Below are 20,820 nucleotides of genomic sequence, written 5' to 3'. Positions count from 1 at the left end.
TCATCTCTTCAAACCCATCTTCTGATGGGTTTTTCTTATTAAAAACACCTTTTCTCCGCGTTCTTCTTTGTTGTTTTAGCTAATGTTTTCCTCAATCGACGCGTTTGTGACCTGCTACTGCTTTTCTTGCCGTCACTCCCCATGCCATCACCAGTATTATTACTGTTGAGAATTACCCTCAGGTGGGTTTTCTGTGGGTTCCTTTTCTGCTTCAGATTGATCGGGGGGCGGCATAATGTCGTGGATCAGTTGTTCATCAAAACTGGGATTTAGTGCTGGAGATAAAGGCGAACTGACCAAGCTGTCGGGGATTGCCATATGTGGCACCGGAGCATCGTTAACAAATTCGTCTTGATCTTGTTTAATCGTTCGGCTGAATGCTATCAGACTTAAACCGCACAGTGAGAAGAACGCATACAAAATATTGCCTCCCAGCGGTGCAATCAACGCCCCCACAGCAAGTGGGCCGATACTCGCGCCTACCCCGAATGACATCAGTAAACATGCGGCTAAAGAAACTCGCCGCTCTGGGGCAATCAGGTCATTGGCTAACGCAACGACCAACGGATAAAGGGTGAACTGCAACATACTGACTATAAAGCCTAAAACCAATAAAAAATGAAACGAGATATGAGGCACCAGCGCCAGCGGCAGTGCAGTCAATGCCAGCAATAATGCGTTAATACGGAGCAATAGTGTGCGGTTATAGCGGTCGGACAACCAACTGAGTGGGAGTTGAGCAACCAATCCGGCAAAAATAGATAACGCCATGAACAAACCAGTTTCTTGCGTTGAAAGCGATTGTAAACTGGCATAGACCGGTGCCAGGCCATAAAACGAACCGACAATCATGCCAATGACTAATGTTGAAGCCAGTATTTTGGGGATTGAGCTGATAAAGAATTTCAGCTCCATGGGGGCTGGTGACATCTGCTGGGCATTACTGCGAGTTGTCAGTGCAACCGGCACAAGACAAAGAGCAAAGAACAAAGCAATAATCATGAGTGTGCTTAAACCTAATTCAGGTTGAAGCATTAATACCACCTGGCCTAATGCCATACCGGCATAGGTTGCCGCCATATAAAAGCCAAATACTGTACCGCGCTGATTGGACTCGGCCTGATCATTAAGCCAGCTTTCCAGTACCATAAACTGGCACATCATACACAGGCCAATAATCAAGCGTAGAACCACCCAGGCAGGGATGTATTCCGTAAGCCCATGGCTCAAGACCGCCGCCGTAATAATACCTGCACAGGCTACATAGGCGCGTATATGGCCCACCCGAGCAATCAGGAAATGGCCTACCTTGCCTCCGATAACCAACCCAATATAGTTTGCGGCGATAATTGCCCCGATTAATGCGCCAGACACATGTATGGCGGTCAACCGTAACGAGATATAGGTGGTCAATAAACCTGAACCCAATAACATCAACACGGTTGCGCTATAGAGGGGGAAGAAGGCATTAAGAATTTTTTTCACTGCCACGTCCTTAGTTCATCATTCCGGATAAATTACCGGTACCACTGATATTACCAGCCGCATCTTCTTTATTTTGATACTAACAGCTGAGCCTCTGAGGTAAAGCTTTGTTAGAGAAAGCGCTTTTTTTCATTGTACCCTGCGAGGCGTTTCGCATAACTGACAGTGGTTGCCGTTACGGGCTAAAGAAGTGCTACTATCAGCACCAGAAGATTTAATAAGAGTAAGGGGCAACAATGAGCGAGAAACAATTACGTCAGCTCAGTATTGCAATTGGTCATAAGTTAAAGGCCCGAGGTGCTTGGGTGACCTGTGCTGAATCCTGTACTGGCGGCTGGGTCGCCAAAGCCCTGACGGATATCGCGGGCAGTTCAGCCTATTTTGACCGTGGCTTTGTCACATACAGCAATGCGGCAAAGCATGATTTATTGGGTGTAAAAGAAAGCACATTGGCACAATACGGTGCTGTCAGTGAAGCTGTGGTCCAGGAAATGGCGCAGGGCGCATTGCACGCAGCCAGTGCGGACTTCTCGGTATCGATCAGCGGGATTGCCGGGCCTGATGGTGGCACAGCAGAGAAGCCTGTGGGTACCGTGTGGTTTGCTTTTGCTACGCGTGATGGTCAGCTCAGTGCTACAAAACAACTTTTTCTTGGTGATCGTGACGAAGTCAGATTGCAAGCAGCTGTTTTCGCACTACAAACACTATTAGATGATTTTCTGCAAAATTAGTCTTGATACTGTATGATTGTACAGTATAATTAGTGGTAATTTCCTGCATAAAACAACATTCAGTGGTGATGACAGGGGCAACCCGGCATCCCAGAGAGGGAGTAAAAATGGCTATTGATGAGAATAAACAAAAGGCGTTAGCAGCAGCACTGGGCCAAATTGAAAAACAATTCGGCAAAGGTTCTATCATGCGCCTTGGCGAAGACCGCTCAATGGATGTTGAAACCATCTCTACTGGTTCACTTTCTCTTGATATCGCATTGGGGGCTGGTGGCCTGCCGATGGGGCGTATTGTTGAGATTTATGGACCAGAATCATCAGGTAAAACAACACTGACTTTACAGGTTATTGCTGCCGCGCAGCGTGAAGGCAAAACCTGTGCATTTATCGATGCTGAGCATGCGCTTGATCCTATTTACGCCAAAAAATTAGGTGTAGATATTGATAACTTGCTGTGCTCTCAGCCAGATACCGGCGAGCAAGCCTTGGAAATCTGTGATGCGTTGACTCGCTCCGGTGCCGTTGATGTCATTATCGTTGACTCCGTAGCCGCACTGACACCAAAAGCTGAAATCGAAGGTGAAATCGGTGATTCTCACATGGGCCTCGCGGCACGTATGATGAGCCAGGCGATGCGCAAGTTAGCGGGTAACCTGAAGAACGCCAATACCTTATTGATCTTCATTAACCAGATCCGTATGAAAATCGGCGTTATGTTTGGTAACCCAGAAACCACAACGGGGGGGAATGCCCTTAAATTTTATGCTTCCGTGCGTTTGGACATCCGTCGTATTGGTGCAGTAAAAGACGGTGATGTGGTTGTGGGGAGTGAGACTCGCGTTAAAGTGGTGAAAAACAAAATCGCAGCACCATTTAAACAAGCTGAATTCCAGATCCTGTACGGTGAAGGCATTAACATCAACGGCGAACTGGTTGATTTAGGTGTTAAACACAAACTGATTGAGAAAGCTGGTGCATGGTATAGCTATAACGGTGACAAGATTGGTCAGGGTAAAGCGAATGCCAGTAACTACTTAAAAGAAAACCCAGCGGTTGCCGCTGAGTTGGATAAGAAATTGCGTGAAATGCTTCTCAATGGCGGTAATGGCGAACAACCTGTAGCCACAGCAGTACTTGCTGATGAAGCAGATGAAACCAGCGAAGAGTTTTAATTTGTAAGGCCATCGGCCTGATTAGTAAATTAAGTAGTTAACATGCGGCTCACCTAATACGTGGGCCGTTTTAGTCAATGATGTATCCGTTTTAGTCAATCCTGGTGTGCGCAACAATCTGAATTTATGTTCATATCCAACATAATCGAAGTGGCAGCAAGTCTACAAACGAATGAATATCTCAGTCAGTAATGAGGGGCAGCTTCTTATAGACAATTAGCATTGGAGACTGAATTGAATAAGTTTGCAGTGGTGAGGCCACGGATAGGCTGAGTAATAAGTGTCGCTAACACTGCTGCGGCTCAAGTAAAAAGGATATTTATGAATGACCTATTAAGCCGTGCCATGAGACTCCTCTCCCAACGTGATCATAGTGAATCTGAACTGCGTCGCAAGCTTGCTGCACAACCATTTTCGGCAAAAGGAAATTGGGGAAAACGCACTGGTAGTGGGGATTGCGAACCTGCCGCAGAGATTGATCCGAAAGTTATTGAGCAAATTGTTGCTTATTGCTACCAACATAATTGGTTAGATGATTCCCGCTTTGCGGCCAGTTATATTAAGAGTCGTAGTCGTAAAGGATATGGCGCACAGCGTATCCGTTCTGAATTGATACAAAAGGGAGTTGATAAAGAACTCATTCAGGCTGCTTTTGAAATCAGTGAAATAGATTGGTGTTTACTTGCCAAAGAGATCGCGCAGCGTAAATTTAGTGAAGTTTTACCTGTTGAATGGAAAGAAAAGGCTAAGGTTCAGCGCTATCTTCTCTATCGTGGTTTCTTCCAGGAAGAAATTCAGTCGATTTACAATGATTTTGTCGAATGAATGCACACAGGATTTTACTTCCCCTCGAAGAAAATTTATCTTAGTCCCACTTTTTGTTCGTGAGCTTACCCTTTGTGTTGCTATTTAAAGTAACGCGATCCGCTCGCGGGCTATTCTTTTAGCTTGTTTCCGGGGCAATTATGAGCAAGAGCACCGCTGAGATTCGTCAAGCGTTTCTCGATTTCTTCCATAGCAAGGGACATCAGGTTGTATCAAGCAGCTCTTTGGTCCCTAATAATGACCCTACGCTGTTGTTTACCAATGCCGGGATGAACCAGTTTAAGGATGTTTTCTTAGGTTTGGATAAACGGGCATACTCTCGTGCGACGACCTCTCAGCGCTGTGTGCGAGCAGGTGGTAAGCATAATGACCTTGAAAACGTAGGCTATACCGCGCGTCATCACACATTCTTCGAAATGTTAGGTAACTTCAGCTTCGGCGATTACTTCAAACATGATGCCATCAGTTTCGCTTGGGAGTTATTAACTAGCGCACAGTGGTTTAATCTACCGAAAGAAAAACTGTGGGTAACTGTTTACGAAACCGATGACGAAGCTTATGAGATCTGGGCCAACGATATCGGGATCCCGCGTGAGCGTATTATTCGTATTGGTGATAACAAAGGCAGTGCATTTGCATCAGATAACTTCTGGCAAATGGGCGATACTGGCCCTTGCGGCCCATGTACAGAGATTTTCTTTGACCATGGTGACCATATTTGGGGCGGCCCGCCAGGATCGGCTGAAGAAGACGGTGATCGTTATATTGAGATCTGGAATATTGTCTTCATGCAGTTCAACCGCCAGTCTGATGGCACGATGCTGCCATTGCCTAAGCCATCGGTTGATACCGGTATGGGGCTTGAGCGTATTGCTGCGGTATTACAACATGTTAACTCAAACTACGAGATTGACCTGTTCCGCGATTTAATTAAAGCGGTAGCGGAAGTTACTGGTGCGACGGATCTTTCTAGCAAGTCGCTGCGAGTTATTGCTGACCATATCCGCTCTTGTGCTTTCCTTATTTCTGATGGTGTTATTCCGTCGAATGAAAACCGTGGTTATGTACTGCGTCGTATCATTCGTCGAGCTATCCGTCATGGCAACATGCTGGGTGCGAAAGAGACTTTCTTCTACAAACTGGTTGCTCCGCTGATTACTGTCATGGGTTCTGCGGCTGATGAATTGAAGCAACAGCAGGCGATGGTTGAACAGGTTCTGAAAACCGAAGAGGAACAGTTTGCGCGGACATTAGAGCGCGGCTTAGCTCTGTTGGATGAAGAACTGAGTAAATTGACCGGTGATACCCTCGATGGTGAAACGGCTTTCCGCCTGTATGACACCTACGGCTTCCCGGTTGATTTAACTGCAGATGTCTGCCGTGAGCGCAATCTGAAAGTGGATGAAGCCGGTTTTGAGCAAGCAATGGAAGCCCAACGTCGCCGTGCTCGTGAATCCAGTGGTTTTGGTGCCGATTATAACAGCTTGATCCGGGTCGATAGTGCCAGCCAGTTCTCTGGCTATGACCATGTTCAACAGCAGGCAACTGTTACCGCGTTGTTCCGCAATGGCGAAGCTGTTGATGAGATTCATGAAGGTGAAGAGGCGGTTGTTGTCCTGAATCAAACCCCATTCTACGGTGAGTCTGGCGGCCAAGTTGGCGATAAAGGCGAACTGAAAAATGCGACTGCTACTTTTGCGGTGGCTGACACTCAGAAATATGGTCAAGCTATCGGTCATTTAGGGCAGTTAACTCATGGAACATTAAGGGTTAATCACAGCATTGATGCTCAGGTGGATGTCGCGCGGCGTAACCGTATTCGTTTGAACCATTCTGCAACTCATTTACTACACGCAGCATTACGCAAAACACTGGGCGACCACGTTGCTCAAAAAGGCTCATTAGTTAATGATAAATACCTGCGTTTCGATTTCTCTCATTTTGAAGCAATGAAACCGGAACAGATTCGCCTGGTAGAAGATATGGTTAACGAGCAAATTCGCCGTAATATGCCAGTTCAAACTGAAGTGATGGAGTTGGATGCGGCGAAAGAAAAAGGCGCGATGGCTCTGTTCGGCGAGAAGTATGATGACCAGGTGAGAGTCTTGACCATGGGTGATTTCTCAACCGAGCTATGTGGTGGTATTCATGCTAACCGTACCGGTGATATCGGCTTGTTCCGTATTTTGTCTGAATCAGGTACTGCCGCCGGAATTCGCCGTATTGAAGCAGTCACTGGCGAGGGGGCTATCGCGCTACTACACCAGCAGAGTGACCTGCTTTCGGATGTTGCTCATTTGGTTAAAGGTGATACCAATAATCTGGCAGATAAAGTTCGTGCGGTGCTGGATCGCAGTAAAATGCTCGAGCGTGAACTCCAGCAATTGAAAGATCAGCAAGCTGCTCAGGAAAGTGCTTCATTATCGTCTAGTGCGAAATTGATCAATGGTGTGAAACTTTTAGTGAGTCAGTTGGATAATGTTGAGCCAAAAATGTTGCGTACCATGGTTGATGACCTTAAAAATCAACTGGGTTCTGCAATTATTGTGCTGGCAACGACCGCAGATGATAAGGTCAGCCTAATCGTTGGTGTAACCAAAGATCTCACCGGTAAAGTAAAAGCGGGTGAGTTAATCGCTGATATTGCTCAACAGGTCGGCGGTAAAGGCGGTGGGCGCCCTGATATGGCTCAGGCGGGCGGTACTGATGTGCAAGCATTGCCATCAGCATTAGCCAGTGTTGAAGCATGGGTAGCATCGCGATTATAAGTCAGTAATGGCCTATTAAATCAATACGCCATATCTGTATGTTGGGTATGGCGTTTTTCAATTTTCCTGTCATAGTTCGAAAACAAAGTTAAACGCAAAGTTGTTTGCTTCAGCTAAACTTGTATTAGTTAGAGACTTGACCAAGCTACTTACATTTTATGTGAATGTGATAGCTTACGTTTTCACGGTGTATGATGGATAATGGCGGGGAAACTGAGAGACCCGACTCTTTTAATTTTTCAAGGAGCAAAGAATGCTTATTCTGACTCGTCGAGTTGGTGAAACACTCATGATTGGCGATGAGGTTACGGTTACTGTATTAGGGGTTAAAGGCAACCAAGTCCGTATTGGTGTAAATGCTCCGAAAGAGGTTTCTGTTCACCGTGAAGAAATCTACCAGCGTATCCAAGCAGAAAAGTCTCAACCGACGACTTACTGATTTTGAAGAAGCGTCTCGTGTTACACGAGGCGCTACTGCTGTTAATTCCCCTCTCATTTTGCTCTTCATTCCCTTTTTATGTTCTTATTCCTGTAATAATTATCTGTTCACGACTCATTTAATGGGGTGGTCAGGATAATTTCTTTTTTTTTCGTTCTCTGGCTGCATCACAATAAACGCTATCTTCTCTGTTGATAAAACACTCTTTTTGACGTGAAACTGCCCATGTTGTGTGTGAATTGTGCAAATGAACGTGAGTTAGGAAAAATTGTTTGACTTATAAGTGCGGGAAAGTAATATGTGCGCCACGCAGTGCCGATGAGCTTCTTCAAAAGCAAGTTAGGCACAATTCGAAAGAAGCGTATGGTGAGGTGGCCGAGAGGCTGAAGGCGCTCCCCTGCTAAGGGAGTATACGGTCAAAAGCTGTATCGAGGGTTCGAATCCCTCCCTCACCGCCATTTACTATGCACCCATAGCTCAGCTGGATAGAGTACTCGGCTACGAACCGAGCGGTCGGAAGTTCGAATCTTCCTGGGTGCACCATATTTTGCAGTATGGTGAAATAGTCAAATGAACATCAGGTAGTGTCAAAGAATTAATTGCACCCATAGCTCAGCTGGATAGAGTACTCGGCTACGAACCGAGCGGTCGGAAGTTCGAATCTTCCTGGGTGCACCATCTTCTCGGTCATCAATCTTGTTGTTAAGTTTCACTTGGTGAAACTCCCTCGTAAAATTAGAAATACAAAATTGCACCCATAGCTCAGCTGGATAGAGTACTCGGCTACGAACCGAGCGGTCGGAAGTTCGAATCTTCCTGGGTGCACCATATTAAGAAACCTCGCTACGGCGGGGTTTTCTGCTTTTAGACCTTACGTCACACTGCCATTTAGATTTTTTCAGCCCCTTATCTAGTTATGCCTCTCAACTCATTGATTTTTACTATGTGTTATAGCGCTACTTCCTATCGGGAATGACATTTTATCGATTAAATTCAACTGATTATACAGTGAGCGACAATTTAGTTAGTTTGCGATAAAGTAGCTTTTCATTTTCTCCCTGGTCGTGGGGTCACGATGTACGATCGCTATGAAGGCCTGATTTTTGATATGGATGGCACCATCCTGGATACTGAGCCTACGCATCGTCAGGCATGGCGGCAGGTGCTGACGCCTTATGGTATGGCCTTTGACGAGCAGGCTTTGGTCGCTTTGAATGGCGCGCCGACGTGGCAAATTGCTAGCGTAATTATTACTAATCATCAATCGGATCTGGATCCTCATTTGCTGGCTGCTGAGAAAACCGCACTGTTTAAATCATTGTTGATGGATAATGTGAAGCCTCTGCCGCTCATAGACGTGGTTAAAGCCTATCATGGGCGTAAACCTATGGCTGTTGGTACTGGAAGCGAGCACGGTATGGCAGAGCTGCTTTTACGCCACCTGGGCTTACGTGACTATTTTGATGTCATTGTCGGTGCCGATGATGTTACTCAACATAAGCCAGCACCTGAGACATTCTTGCGCTGTGCGCAGTTACTTGGTGTGCCTGCACAGAAGTGTGTGGTCTTTGAAGATGCTGATTTTGGTGTTGAGGCGGCAAAAAGAGCCAATATGGCAATAGTTGATGTGCGTCTACTGTGAGTAGTACGCTGGCTATTGCATCATTATTTGGGAGTAGCTTTCTCAGCGCAACGCTCTTACCGGGAAATTCTGAAATTCTGTTAGTCACCCTCTTAACGGCAGGGAGTGCGCCAGCCATGATGCTGGTGTTGTCTGCTACCGTCGGTAATACCCTTGGGGGGCTAACTAATGTTGTTATAGGCCGTTTATTACCGGAACTAAAGCCACAGCGCGGGATGAGTACAGCCCTTGGCTGGCTTCAACGTTTTGGCCCGGCAGCTTTATTATTGAGCTGGCTACCGGTAGTGGGCGATTTGATGTGTGTGTTGGCAGGCTGGTTGCGTATGCCTTGGGGTCTTGTGGCTTTTTTTCTGTGTCTGGGAAAAGCATTGCGTTATATCGTGTTAACGGTAGTTACGTTACAAGGAATTACCTGGTGGCAGTAAAGAGTGTGACAAACTTACATAGTCACATCTATGCAGTTTCAGTATGCTGGCGAGTTATGGTTTTCAAGAGCGGGAGGTCGATTTGATCCCGGATGTATCACACGCGCTGACTTGGTTGGAAGCGCACCCTAAAGCCCTGAAAGGTATCCGCCGCGGTATCGAGCGGGAAACATTGAGAGTGACTGCCGATGGCCAATTAGCCTCGACGGGCCATCCAGAGTCATTGGGTGCCGCATTAACACATCAGTGGATTACCACCGACTTTGCTGAGGCATTGCTGGAATTTATTACACCAGTAGATGGCGATATTGACCATCTGCTGGCTTTTTTGCGCGATATCCATCGCTATACCGCCCGTAAGCTAGGCGATGAGCGCATGTGGCCACTGAGCATGCCTTGCTTTATTGGCGCAGAGCAGGATATTGAGCTGGCTAAATATGGCTCTTCTAATATTGGTCGTTTCAAGACACTTTACCGTGAGGGTTTGAAAAATCGTTATGGTGCCTTGATGCAGACGATTTCCGGTGTCCACTATAACTTCTCTTTGCCGCTAGAGTTTTGGCAGGCATGGGCGGGTGTTACCGATGAAAAAAGTGGCAAGGAAGAAATTTCAGCTGGTTATTTCCGACTGATCCGCAATTATTATCGTTTTGGCTGGGTTATCCCTTATCTGTTTGGTGCTTCACCGGCCATTTGCGCGTCATTCCTGCAAGGGCGTGAAACTGCATTGCCGTTTGAGCGCAATGATAAAGGCATGTGTTATCTGCCTTATGCCACCTCATTACGTTTGAGTGACTTGGGTTATACCAATAAATCACAAAGTAATTTGGGCATTACCTTCAATGACCTGCATACCTATGTTGCTGGGCTAAAGCGCGCAATTAAAACGCCTTCAGAAGAATATGCCGCATTGGGGCTAAAAGACGGTGACCGTCATCTGCAATTGAACACTAATGTGTTACAGATTGAAAATGAACTCTATGCTCCGATTCGGCCTAAGCGAGTGACTCGTGCTGGTGAATCACCCTCTGATGCTTTGTTGCGCGGTGGGATTGAATATATTGAAGTTCGTTCTTTGGACATTAACCCATTCTCACCCATTGGTGTTGATGCCGTACAAGCGCGTTTCCTCGATTTATTCTTGATTTGGTGTGTGTTGGCTGATGCGCCTGAAATGAGCAGCGACGAATTACTGTGTACCCGGAAAAACTGGAATCGGGTCATTTTGGAAGGGCGTAAACCCGGTCAGACTATCGGTATGGGCTGTAATGATACCCGTGAACCGCTAGAGAAAGTGGGTAAAGATCTGTTTGCAGACTTGCGCCGTGTTGCCGAAGTATTGGATGGTAAAGATAGCATTGAATATCAACAGGTTTGTGACGAACTTGTCGCGTTCTTTGATGATCCAAGTTTGACGTTTTCAGCGCGTATTTTGCAAGCAATGAAAGACGGTGGTATTGGTGGTGTTGGTCTTGAGTTAGCAGAACGCTACCGGGAAATGCTGCAAAATGAACCTTTGGAATTACTCACTGAAGAGCAATTATCTGAAGAGGGTGCAGCCTCTTGGGTGCGTCAACGTGAGCTGGAACTCAAAGATAAGCTAAGCTTTGAAGAGTATTTGGTACTTCACGGCGGCCAATAAAAAAGAAAAGGCCACATTGCTGTGGCCAAATTAACATCTCTGATAACAGGGATGATGATAACAAATGCGCGTCTTTCACATATTAAGACGCGCAGGATAGAAAAAAGTTTCATAGGTTGCGAAAAAAGATCGAATAAAAATTATTTTTTTATGAGGAGGTGACTAAATGCCATTATTGGATAGCTTTACCGTAGACCATACCATCATGAATGCACCGGCTGTGCGTGTTGCTAAGACGATGAAAACTCCTCATGGTGACGAGATAACTGTATTTGATTTACGCTTCTGTAAACCCAATAAAGAAGTGTTGCCAGAGAAAGGAATCCATACGCTGGAGCACCTATTTGCTGGTTTTATGCGTAACCATCTCAATGGTAATGGTGTTGAGATTATTGATATCTCGCCAATGGGGTGCCGTACCGGTTTCTATATGAGCCTAATTGGTACTCCAGATGAGCAACGTGTTGCTGATGCTTGGAAAGCAGCCATGGCCGATGTACTGAAAGTCACCGACCAGCGAAAAATTCCTGAGCTGAACGAATATCAGTGTGGCACTTATCATATGCACTCACTGGAAGAAGCACAGGAAATTGCCAGACACATTCTTGAGAGAGATGTGGGTATCAACGACAGTGAAAAACTGGCTCTGCCAAAAGAAAAACTGGCTGAATTACATATCTAATTCTTGAATGGTAAATGCAAAAAAGACGCTGTAAAGCGTCTTTTTTATTGTCCCGATATCGCCGGGGCGGCGGATTATCCTGAATGGCTATTAAATAGAATGGGGGTGACGCGTACCCGCTTAATCATGTTTTCTTGAACATCCAGCACATCAATCAGATAGTTTCCAATACGAACCTGAGCATCTATCTGGGGAATATCCTCCAGCTCCTCCAATAACATGCCATTGATAGTGCGGGCGTCCACAGGGAGTGACCAGTTGAATGCTTTATTCAGTTCACGCACATTGGCGCTACCATCAATCAGTACTGAGCCATCACTTTGTGGATTAACCTCTTCTGCCAGGCTAGGTGACATGGATGTGGTAAAATCGCCGACGATCTCTTCCAGAATATCTTCCACTGTCACTAATCCTTGAATATCACCATATTCGTCGACGATCATGCCGACTTTCTCTTTATTACGTTGAAATTTCACCAGTTGTACATTCAATGGTGTGCCTTCGGGAATGAAATAGATTTCATCAGCCGCCCGCAACAGATTTTCTTTATTGAATTCTTTCTTCTCTGTCATCAGCCGGTAGGCTTCCCGCACCCGCAACATACCGATAGCATCATCCAATGATTGGCGATACAACACAATGCGACCATGCGGCGAGTGTGTTAGCTGCCGCATGATTGATTTCCAATCATCATTGATATCAATTCCGACCACTTCATTACGCGGCACCATAATATCGCTGACAGTGACTTTTTCCAGATCCAGCACTGATATCAACATATCTTGATTACGACGAGAAATTTGTGAGTGTGATTCATTCACAATACTGCGTAATTCATCCGGACTTACTGCATCACTGCGATGCACATTTCCGCGAATACCACACAGACGCATCAGTCCACGGGTGATGATGTTGAGTAACCATACCAGTGGCAGCATGATTTTTTGTAACGGAGCCAGTAAAACACTGCTGGGGAATGCTACGCGCTCAGGATAAAGGGCGGCGATGGTTTTCGGCATGACTTCAGCAAAAATCAGCACCACAAAAGTTAATACGCCCGTGGCGATGGCAACCCCGGCATTGCCATAGAGCCGGATGCCAACAATTGTTGCCAGTGCTGAGGCCAGAATATTGACCAGATTATTGCCAATTAAGACCAAACTTATCAGGCGGTCAGGGCGGCGTAGCAGCTTTTCAACTCGCCGCGCGGCCCGGTTACCCTGCTTGGACAAGTGACGTAATCGGTAGCGATTAAGCGTCATCATGCCGGTTTCGGAGGCAGAAAAATAAGCCGAAACCACGACCATAATGACCAGAATAATGATCAGCGTGCTAGTGGAAACATGATCCAACACAGTGTTCCTTTAATGATATGAAGGCCCTGCTAGTTCAGTTCAACAAGGTCATGTACGGATGGTAACGGCTAAGAGATCATAATTTCCTGCAGTAAGCGGCTGCCAAAATAGGCCAAAGTTAGCAAAAATGCGCCTGCAAAACTGAACCAAATCACTCTACGCCCGCGCCAACCTTCATGGTAATGGCCCCACAATAAAACAATATAAACAAACCAGGCCATGATCGATAACACCGCTTTATGGACGTTCTCTTTACTGAATATGTCATCCATATAAAGCAGGCCAGTACACAGCGTTAGGGTCAGCAAGACCACCCCAATTTGGGTGATATGAAACATTTTGCGTTCAATGCTCATCAAGGGCGGCATATCAGCATTAAAGGTGACTTTCTTATTTTTTAATTGATAATCAAGCCAAGCTAATTGCAGGGCATACAGTGCTGCGATGATAAGTGTTGCATAGGCAAAGAGGGCTAGCCCAATGTGGACAAAAATGGCAGGGCTGGCTTCCAGATGGGTAATGAATTCACCTGGCAACAAACTGGCAAGTGCCAGATTAATCATGGCAAAGCTGTAGACAATCGGCAACAAGAACCAACCACGCCCCTGTGAGGCGACGATAGTCATAATAGTGCAGATCATCAGCCCGACAATGGAGCCAATATTCAATAAAGTAAGATTTTGACCGCCGCCGACATCAAAAATCTGATGCTTCAGAGCAATAGCATGGCACACTAGCGCCACGACGGCAGAAATCAGCGCTAGGCGCCGGTAAGCACTATTTTTCTGCACCAGACTTGGGACAATCAAGCCCAGACTGAGTGAGTAAGCGATCAAAGCCAAAATGGAGAACACGGGCATAGCGGTATATGGGCATCGGCTAAGTGAATTAGATAGCCAGTATAGCGTTGAGAGCGTCCCTCTCCAACCGTTCTCCGATGTGAGAGCAGAGATCGTTTAAGCTTCGTGTTATAATCCCCCCATTGTGTCGCCAGAGCGGCCTGTTTCCACGTTGAGTATGAGACAATGTTTGAGAACTTAACTGATCGATTGTCGCGCACACTGCGCAATATCAGCGGCCGTGGCCGGCTGACAGAAGAAAATATTAAAGAAACGCTACGTGAAGTGCGCATGGCGTTACTGGAGGCTGACGTAGCTCTGCCGGTGGTTCGTGACTTTATTAACCGGGTAAAAGAGCGTGCTGTCGGGCATGAGGTGAACAAAAGCCTCACGCCGGGTCAGGAATTCGTCAAAATCGTCAAGAATGAACTTATTGCCGCCATGGGCGAGGTCAATAACGAACTGAATCTGGCAGCGCAACCGCCAGCAGTGGTGTTAATGGCGGGTCTACAAGGTGCAGGTAAAACCACCAGTGTGGCTAAACTGGGTAAGTTCCTGAAAGAAAAGCAGAAGAAAAAAGTGCTGGTGGTGTCTGCTGACGTTTATCGCCCTGCGGCGATCAAACAGTTGGAAACCTTGGCTGAAGGTGTTGGTATTGATTTCTTCCCGTCTGATGTACAGGAAAAACCGATTGATATTGTCAATCAGGCTCTGCAACAGGCGAAACTGAAGTTTTATGATGTCCTGATTGTCGATACCGCCGGTCGTTTGCACGTTGATGAAGCGATGATGGACGAAATCAAGCAAGTTCATGCCGCGATTAACCCGGTTGAAACCTTGTTTGTTGTTGATGCCATGACCGGTCAGGATGCGGCCAATACAGCTAAAGCATTCAATGAAGCGCTGCCGCTCACCGGTGTCGTGCTGACCAAAGTTGATGGTGATGCTCGCGGTGGTGCTGCGCTGTCTATCCGCCATATTACCGGCAAGCCGATTAAATTCCTCGGTGTTGGTGAAAAATCAGATGCGCTTGAGCCGTTCCACCCAGACCGCGTGGCTTCACGTATTCTGGGGATGGGCGATGTGCTGTCCCTGATTGAAGATATCGAAAGCAAAGTTGACCGCGTACAGGCGGAAAAACTGGCCAATAAGCTGAAAAAAGGCGATGGCTTTGATCTTAATGACTTTCTTGATCAACTAAAACAAATGCGCAATATGGGCGGGATGGCCAGCATGTTAAGTAAAATGCCGGGTGCCGGTCAGTTGCCAGAGAACGTGAAATCGCAGATGGATGACAAGGTAACCGTGCGGATGGAAGCCATCATCAATTCGATGACGATGAAAGAACGCGCTAAACCAGAAATCATCAAAGGTTCACGTAAACGCCGTATCGCCACTGGTTCTGGTGTGCAAGTGCAGGATGTTAACCGCTTGCTCAAACAGTTTGATGATATGCAGCGCATGATGAAGAAAATGAAAAATGGCGGTTTGGCCAAAATGATGCGTGGCATGAAAGGTATGATGCCACCAGGTTTTCCGGGCCGCTAAATGTCATACCCAAAGTAATTGGGGTTGCAGGTAGGCAGCCAGTAAACTAATCCCGATGAACTTACTCAAGTAAGTGATTCTGGTTAGTGCGCGCAGCCAACAACCCTGCGGTTTCAAGTACGAAGGGTATATTTCACGCTGTGAGGTAAACCAGCGTGGGGTGAATAAAGATTTCCCGCTGAAAAACAGCGGTAAACGAAGAAAATTGTGCTTATTACAAAACTGGCGCATAGGAATCTACGCTTTAGATTGCTTTTTGCGCCAAAATGAGTAAAATTTTCGGGCTTTTTATATTGCAACTGGACCCCGTTCCCCGATGGGGTCCAGTTGTTTTATTAACTAAAGAGGATGTTATGGTAACAATTCGTTTGGCTCGTGGCGGCGCTAAAAAGCGTCCGTTCTATCAAGTAGTAGTGACTGACAGCCGTAATGCTCGTGACGGCCGTTTCATCGAACGTGTAGGCTTCTTTAACCCGATCGCATCTGGTCAGGCTGAAGCTCTGCGTTTGGACCTGGACCGTATCGAACATTGGATTGGCCTGGGCGCAACCGTTTCTGATCGCGTATCTGTGCTGATCAAAGACGCTAAGAAAGCAGCTTAATCTGTCGCGGTGGTGGTTATTATGAGCAAGCAACTCAATCCAGTGGTTCCCGAACAGCCGATTGTTCTCGGTAAAATGGGTTCAACTTACGGCATTCGCGGTTGGCTCAGAGTATTTTCATCCACCGAGAACGCCGAAAGTATTTTTGATTACCAGCCGTGGTTTATCCAGCAGGATGGTAAGTGGCAGCATGTCGAGTTGGAAGACTGGAAGCGCCACAGTCAGGATCTGATCATCAAGGTAAAAGGCGTTGATGATCGGGATGCCGCGAATTTACTGACTAATTGCGAAATTATCGTAGATTCCCAACAACTGCCTGAACTGGAAGAGGATGATTACTACTGGAAAGACCTTATGGGCTGTCAGGTAGTAACAACCGCGGGTTACGAACTAGGTAAAATCATCGATATGATGGAAACCGGTTCTAACGATGTGATGGTAGTCAAGGCAAACCTGAAAGATGCATTCGGTATGAAGGAGCGGTTGGTCCCGTTTCTTCATGGGCAGGTTATCAAGAATGTCGATCTCACTGCTCAACGTGTTGAAGTAGATTGGGATCCTGGTTTTTGACCTCCGAATTAAACGGCAAAGATGAGTGGAACAAAACAATGTGGATCGGTGTTATTAGCCTGTTTCCCGAGATGTTCCGCGCAATAACCGATTACGGGGTAACTGGCCGGGCAGTAAAAAATGGCCTGCTGAGCGTGCAGTGTTGGAGTCCTCGTGATTTCACCTACGACCGGCATCGTACCGTGGATGACCGCCCGTATGGCGGTGGCCCGGGAATGCTAATGATGGTGCAACCGTTAAGGGAAGCCATTCATGCAGCAAAAGCAGCGGCAGGCGAGGGAGCAAAGGTGATTTATCTGTCACCTCAAGGACGCAAACTGGACCAACAGGGTGTTTGCGAACTGGCGACCAACCAGAAGATGATTCTGGTGTGTGGTCGGTACGAAGGAGTTGATGAGCGCGTAATCAAAACTGAAATTGATGAAGAATGGTCAATTGGTGATTACGTTCTCAGCGGTGGCGAGCTGCCGGCAATGACTCTGATAGATTCAGTATCCCGTTTTATCCCGGGCGTGCTGGGTCATCAGGCCTCAGCGGAGGAAGATTCCTTTGTTGATGGGTTGCTGGATTGCCCACACTACACTCGTCCTGAGGTGTTAGAAGGGATGGAAGTTCCGCCAGTTTTACTGTCGGGTAACCATGCCGAGATTCGTCGCTGGCGCTTAAAGCAGTCGCTGGGCCGTACCTGGCTTAGAAGACCTGAACTTCTAGAAAGCCTAGCTCTGACTGACGAGCAAATGGTGTTGCTGGCTGAGTTCCAACGGGAACACAAGCCCTGAGCAACAGAACTATGAAAGGAATGTTGTGCCGTGTGCCAACTTCCTGATATATCAGTTTACCTAGGGTAAGAGACTTATTATGAGCAATATTATCAAGCAAATCGAACAAGAGCAGATGAAGCAAGACGTGCCTGCATTCCGTCCGGGTGATTCCGTGGAAGTTAAGGTATGGGTTGTTGAAGGTTCTAAAAAGCGTCTGCAGGCATTCGAGGGCGTGGTTATCGCTATTCGTAACCGCGGTCTGCATTCTGCGTTCACCGTTCGTAAAATTTCCAACGGCGAAGGTGTTGAGCGTGTATTCCAAACTCACTCCCCAGTAATCGACAGCATTACTGTGAAACGTCGTGGTGCCGTTCGTCAAGCGAAACTGTACTATCTGCGTGAGCGTACTGGTAAATCTGCTCGTATCAAAGAGCGTCTTAACCGTACTAACTAAGGTACAGCTCAGGCTTCATCCAAAAGTTAATAGTTATGAAGGGGTTAGCCATTGGCTGACCCCTTTTTTTATTTCTAAGACGATAAAATAGCGACAGAGATCTCCGCACGAAAAGTCAGTGAGGGAAATAGAAGGGATATCAGAGGGGATTAGCGTGACATTACACCACGCTAAAGAGACTAACAGATGATTACAGGCCGTAAACCAGAGTGACTGATGTTGTGGTATCTGTATTCTTTGGCGCGCTGGCCGGTGGCTTGGTGTTATAGGTTACGACATAGGCTAAACGCAATGCGAAGCTTTTATTGATAGCAACATTCAATGCCGTTTCTGAGTTTAATGTCGTTTCTTCGTTTGCCAGTGCTGAAACCCCTTCACTGAAGACGGTGTTGTCAGTCAACTGATAAGTATAGTTACCCCCCGCATAGGCTAATGCTCTCGTCGAGCGGCCGCCTTGATAATATTCATCGTGACGGACACCCGGACCAAATTCCACCCGCAGATTGTGCAATGGAGTGGTCATAATCTGTCGACCATAACCTGTGGTCAATACAGAGCGGGAATCAAAACCGTTATAACGGTCATTTAACCAACCTGCTTGCCCAAACAAATAGTTACTATCTGTCAGATTATAGCGAGTACGGCCGCCTAATTGGTAACGCTCAGAAGAACGCTGATCATTAGAGCTGGTATTGCGCGCCGCGCCCCACAAACTATAAGCAGTATTCGACTGGAACCAAGTCAACGTTGAGTTAGCGGTCAATGTTGAGTTGTTGGTATTGCCTGACTGTGCGGTATAACCTGCTTCAACGGTGCCATCAAAGCTCTTTTTGGCTGTGGCTGGATCATCTAAAGCAGTAAAAACAGTCGCGTCAGCAAGAACCGCGGTACTGAAGAGGGATAATGCGAGTGTACTGATATAAAACGGTAACGCCCTGGTATGACGTAAAGAAAACATAATAGGTCCATGGTGAAATAGATGGTTTTTGTGATGCGGCCCGCATTGTAGCAGTTGTGATCCGACTTACTCATAAGATATTTCAGATTGAATAATTAATTATAATAAGAGGTTTTTTTTGATAAGTTCATTCTTAAAATGTCATAAGCAGAAAGGAATTTGTATTTGAATACTGGCGAAAAGAAAGGATGAAAAGAGCCAGAATTGCTCTGGCTCTTAGCTCAACAGTGACTCATTAACTACATAAAAGTCGTTACAAGCAGGTAGCCAGTGATGCACGAACAGATGACACCGATAAGACCTGGAATGATAAAGCTATGGTTAATAATAAATTTACCAATTTTAGTGGTGCCCGAGCGGTCAAAACCGATGCAAGCAAGGTCACTTGGATAGGTTGGTAAAACAAAGTAGCCATAAGCTGCCGGGAAGAAGGCGATGAGCATTTTAGGTTCAACACCGAGCTGCAAACCCATGGGGGCGATTGCTGCTAATGCCGCGGCTTGGCTATTGACCAACTTGGAAACCAAGAACAACACAATGGCATAAGTCCACGGTTGGCTTTTCACCACGTCTTCTAGTACCAGTTTTAAGTCGCCCATGTGGGCTTGGAAGAAGGTATCGCTCATCCAGGCAACACCGAATACAGAGAATATGGCGACCATACCGGCTTTGAATACGGCGCCATTAGAGATATCGCTGGGTTTCACTTTGCAGCCAATAAGAATAACTGCACCAGCAATCAGCATCATCATCTGAATAACCAGGTTCATTGATAATGACTGCATTTTGCCTTTAACTTCAAAAGCAGGGCGCAGATCTGCAAATGCACCCAGTAATACCACGATTGCGATAGCGGCAAAAAATATCAAGGTAGACCAATAAGCCTGTTTCGGGAAAACCTGATTTAACAATGTATCGGTAGATCCATAGATAAAGTCGCGCTGTTCAGGGTCTTTGATTCTTGCCTGAAAATCAGGGTCTTTATCCAGATCTTTGCCGCGTCGCAGGCTCCATAAGGCAGCTACCAGTACGCCGACGAGTGAAGCGGGGACAGAGATTGCCAAAATCTCCAGGATACTATAAGCATGGCCTATGCCGTGATTGGCACCAATGATGGACACCAATGAGACGACCGCTACCGAGACAGGCGAAGCTGTAATCGCCATTTGTGATGCGACCGATGCCACCGCCATTGGGCGTTCCGGGCGAATACCTTTTTTAATCGCAATATCAGAAATAATAGGGAACATGGTGTAAACAACATGTCCAGTGCCGCATAAAAAGGTTAATGACCAAGTAGTGAATGGTGCAAGTAGCGTAATATGCTGAGGGTGTCGCCGTAATAATCGCTCAGCATATTGCATCATTACATTCAATCCGCCTGCAGTTTGTAATACAGCAGCACAACCAATAACAGCTAATATTGTGAGCATGACATCGACAGGCGGTTTACCGGGTTCGAGGCCAAAGATAAAGGTTAGAATAAATAAGCCAATACCACTTATTAACCCCAGCCCCATACCCCCATAGCGTGTACCGACTAATAGACAGAGAATTATAATTATAAATTGTAGTGTTATCATAACGTTACCTTGCTTCCAACATGAATGAAATTCGGTTGTATATTGGCTGCTTTTAAGCAATGAACATGGCTCATACTCGTTTTTATCTATCAGAGCACATTGGCATTGATTAAAACCTTGCGAATATCAAGGCTATATTGTTCAGTTATGTAACTAATTAAATCTGAGATCTGCCTCTATTTTTATATCAGCCCGGACTTTTCTAATTAATTAAAGTGGAATGAAATGGCATTAATAGAATATAAAACCTGGTTGTGAAAATAATGTATTAACATTGTTTTTTAAAAATTCACTAATAGTACAATGATGCAACATATAAATATATTTCAGACCGAAATA

19 protein-coding genes and 4 tRNA genes are annotated in these 20,820 nt (G+C 46.2%); 18 read left to right on the top strand and 5 right to left on the bottom strand.

Annotated elements, in window-relative coordinates:
* Window positions 1-159: 159 nt before the first annotated feature.
* Window positions 160-1,485, bottom strand: a complete 1,326-nt coding sequence (locus DX162_RS01670; RefSeq protein WP_032819236.1) for an MFS transporter — start codon at window positions 1,483-1,485, stop codon at window positions 160-162.
* A 236-nt stretch (window positions 1,486-1,721) separates the two neighbouring features.
* On the opposite strand from DX162_RS01670, the gene pncC reads away from it, so the two are divergent.
* From pncC to luxS, 13 genes are all read left to right on the top strand, one after another.
* The gene (gene pncC, locus DX162_RS01665; RefSeq protein ID WP_004389186.1) at window positions 1,722-2,216 is read left to right on the top strand and encodes a nicotinamide-nucleotide amidase; all 495 of its coding nucleotides are present in this window, start codon (window positions 1,722-1,724) and stop codon (window positions 2,214-2,216) included.
* A 107-nt stretch (window positions 2,217-2,323) separates the two neighbouring features.
* On the top strand, window positions 2,324-3,388 hold the full coding sequence (recA, locus tag DX162_RS01660) for a recombinase RecA (protein WP_004389187.1): 1,065 nt from the start codon (window positions 2,324-2,326) through the stop codon (window positions 3,386-3,388).
* A gap of 321 nt (window positions 3,389-3,709) precedes the next feature.
* The gene (gene recX / locus DX162_RS01655; RefSeq protein WP_004389188.1) at window positions 3,710-4,213 is read left to right on the top strand and encodes a recombination regulator RecX; all 504 of its coding nucleotides are present in this window, start codon (window positions 3,710-3,712) and stop codon (window positions 4,211-4,213) included.
* 140 nt (window positions 4,214-4,353) lie between these two features.
* Complete coding sequence (gene alaS, locus DX162_RS01650; RefSeq protein ID WP_032819238.1) at window positions 4,354-6,981, top strand: alanine--tRNA ligase; 2,628 nt, start codon at window positions 4,354-4,356, stop codon at window positions 6,979-6,981.
* Window positions 6,982-7,234: 253 nt separating this feature from the next.
* Window positions 7,235-7,420, top strand: coding sequence for a carbon storage regulator CsrA (csrA, locus tag DX162_RS01645; RefSeq protein WP_002209449.1), 186 nt, complete (start codon window positions 7,235-7,237; stop codon window positions 7,418-7,420).
* Window positions 7,421-7,785: 365 nt separating this feature from the next.
* Window positions 7,786-7,878 (top strand) — tRNA-Ser (locus DX162_RS01640).
* An 8-nt stretch (window positions 7,879-7,886) separates the two neighbouring features.
* A tRNA-Arg gene (locus DX162_RS01635) sits at window positions 7,887-7,963 on the top strand.
* Window positions 7,964-8,021: 58 nt separating this feature from the next.
* Window positions 8,022-8,098 (top strand) — tRNA-Arg (locus tag DX162_RS01630).
* 73 nt (window positions 8,099-8,171) lie between these two features.
* Window positions 8,172-8,248 (top strand) — tRNA-Arg (locus DX162_RS01625).
* 247 nt (window positions 8,249-8,495) lie between these two features.
* Complete coding sequence (gene yqaB / locus DX162_RS01620) at window positions 8,496-9,062, top strand: fructose-1-phosphate/6-phosphogluconate phosphatase (protein WP_004393416.1); 567 nt, start codon at window positions 8,496-8,498, stop codon at window positions 9,060-9,062.
* Window positions 9,059-9,487, top strand: a complete 429-nt coding sequence (locus tag DX162_RS01615) for a YqaA family protein (protein WP_032821196.1) — start codon at window positions 9,059-9,061, stop codon at window positions 9,485-9,487. Before yqaB ends, DX162_RS01615 begins: the two co-directional genes overlap by 4 nt.
* Window positions 9,488-9,530: 43 nt before the next feature.
* Window positions 9,531-11,129: a glutamate--cysteine ligase gene (gene gshA, locus DX162_RS01610; protein ID WP_004393418.1), complete on the top strand. Its 1,599-nt coding sequence runs from the start codon at window positions 9,531-9,533 to the stop codon at window positions 11,127-11,129.
* Between the two features lie 166 nt (window positions 11,130-11,295).
* Window positions 11,296-11,811 (top strand): S-ribosylhomocysteine lyase, encoded by a 516-nt coding sequence (luxS, locus tag DX162_RS01605; protein WP_049559189.1) that lies wholly within the window; start codon window positions 11,296-11,298, stop codon window positions 11,809-11,811.
* A 74-nt stretch (window positions 11,812-11,885) separates the two neighbouring features.
* Here the strand turns inward: luxS and DX162_RS01600 are convergent, their stop codons facing one another.
* Both DX162_RS01600 and DX162_RS01595 read right to left on the bottom strand, forming a co-directional pair.
* Complete coding sequence (locus DX162_RS01600) at window positions 11,886-13,163, bottom strand: HlyC/CorC family transporter (RefSeq protein ID WP_169311125.1); 1,278 nt, start codon at window positions 13,161-13,163, stop codon at window positions 11,886-11,888.
* A gap of 71 nt (window positions 13,164-13,234) precedes the next feature.
* Window positions 13,235-14,026: a cytochrome C assembly family protein gene (locus DX162_RS01595; protein ID WP_004393421.1), complete on the bottom strand. Its 792-nt coding sequence runs from the start codon at window positions 14,024-14,026 to the stop codon at window positions 13,235-13,237.
* 165 nt (window positions 14,027-14,191) lie between these two features.
* On the opposite strand from DX162_RS01595, the gene ffh reads away from it, so the two are divergent.
* The 5 genes from ffh (at window position 14,192) to rplS (ending at window position 17,940) form a co-directional block, all read left to right on the top strand.
* Entirely contained in the window at window positions 14,192-15,553 is a 1,362-nt protein-coding gene (ffh, locus tag DX162_RS01590; protein WP_004393422.1) for a signal recognition particle protein, read from the top strand.
* Between the two features lie 353 nt (window positions 15,554-15,906).
* Entirely contained in the window at window positions 15,907-16,155 is a 249-nt protein-coding gene (rpsP, locus tag DX162_RS01585; protein ID WP_002209458.1) for a 30S ribosomal protein S16, read from the top strand.
* 21 nt (window positions 16,156-16,176) lie between these two features.
* Window positions 16,177-16,725 carry a ribosome maturation factor RimM gene (gene rimM, locus DX162_RS01580; protein ID WP_032821198.1) on the top strand — a complete coding sequence of 183 codons (549 nt, stop codon included), beginning with the start codon at window positions 16,177-16,179 and terminating at the stop codon, window positions 16,723-16,725.
* Window positions 16,726-16,763: 38 nt separating this feature from the next.
* The gene (gene trmD, locus DX162_RS01575; protein ID WP_004393426.1) at window positions 16,764-17,504 is read left to right on the top strand and encodes a tRNA (guanosine(37)-N1)-methyltransferase TrmD; all 741 of its coding nucleotides are present in this window, start codon (window positions 16,764-16,766) and stop codon (window positions 17,502-17,504) included.
* A 79-nt stretch (window positions 17,505-17,583) separates the two neighbouring features.
* The gene (rplS, locus tag DX162_RS01570; RefSeq protein ID WP_004393427.1) at window positions 17,584-17,940 is read left to right on the top strand and encodes a 50S ribosomal protein L19; all 357 of its coding nucleotides are present in this window, start codon (window positions 17,584-17,586) and stop codon (window positions 17,938-17,940) included.
* A gap of 190 nt (window positions 17,941-18,130) precedes the next feature.
* On the opposite strand, the gene DX162_RS01565 is transcribed toward rplS, so the two are convergent.
* Entirely contained in the window at window positions 18,131-18,898 is a 768-nt protein-coding gene (locus DX162_RS01565) for a DUF481 domain-containing protein (RefSeq protein ID WP_115155830.1), read from the bottom strand.
* Window positions 18,899-19,137: 239 nt separating this feature from the next.
* Window positions 19,138-20,481, bottom strand: a complete 1,344-nt coding sequence (locus DX162_RS01560) for an anaerobic C4-dicarboxylate transporter (protein ID WP_032821200.1) — start codon at window positions 20,479-20,481, stop codon at window positions 19,138-19,140.
* Window positions 20,482-20,820 lie beyond the last annotated feature (339 nt).

Source organism: Yersinia kristensenii (assembly GCF_900460525.1).
Taxonomy (GTDB): Bacteria; Pseudomonadota; Gammaproteobacteria; order Enterobacterales; family Enterobacteriaceae; genus Yersinia; species Yersinia kristensenii.
Note: the sequence above shows the minus strand (reverse complement) of the source record. Positions and strands in the feature narration are given on the sequence as shown.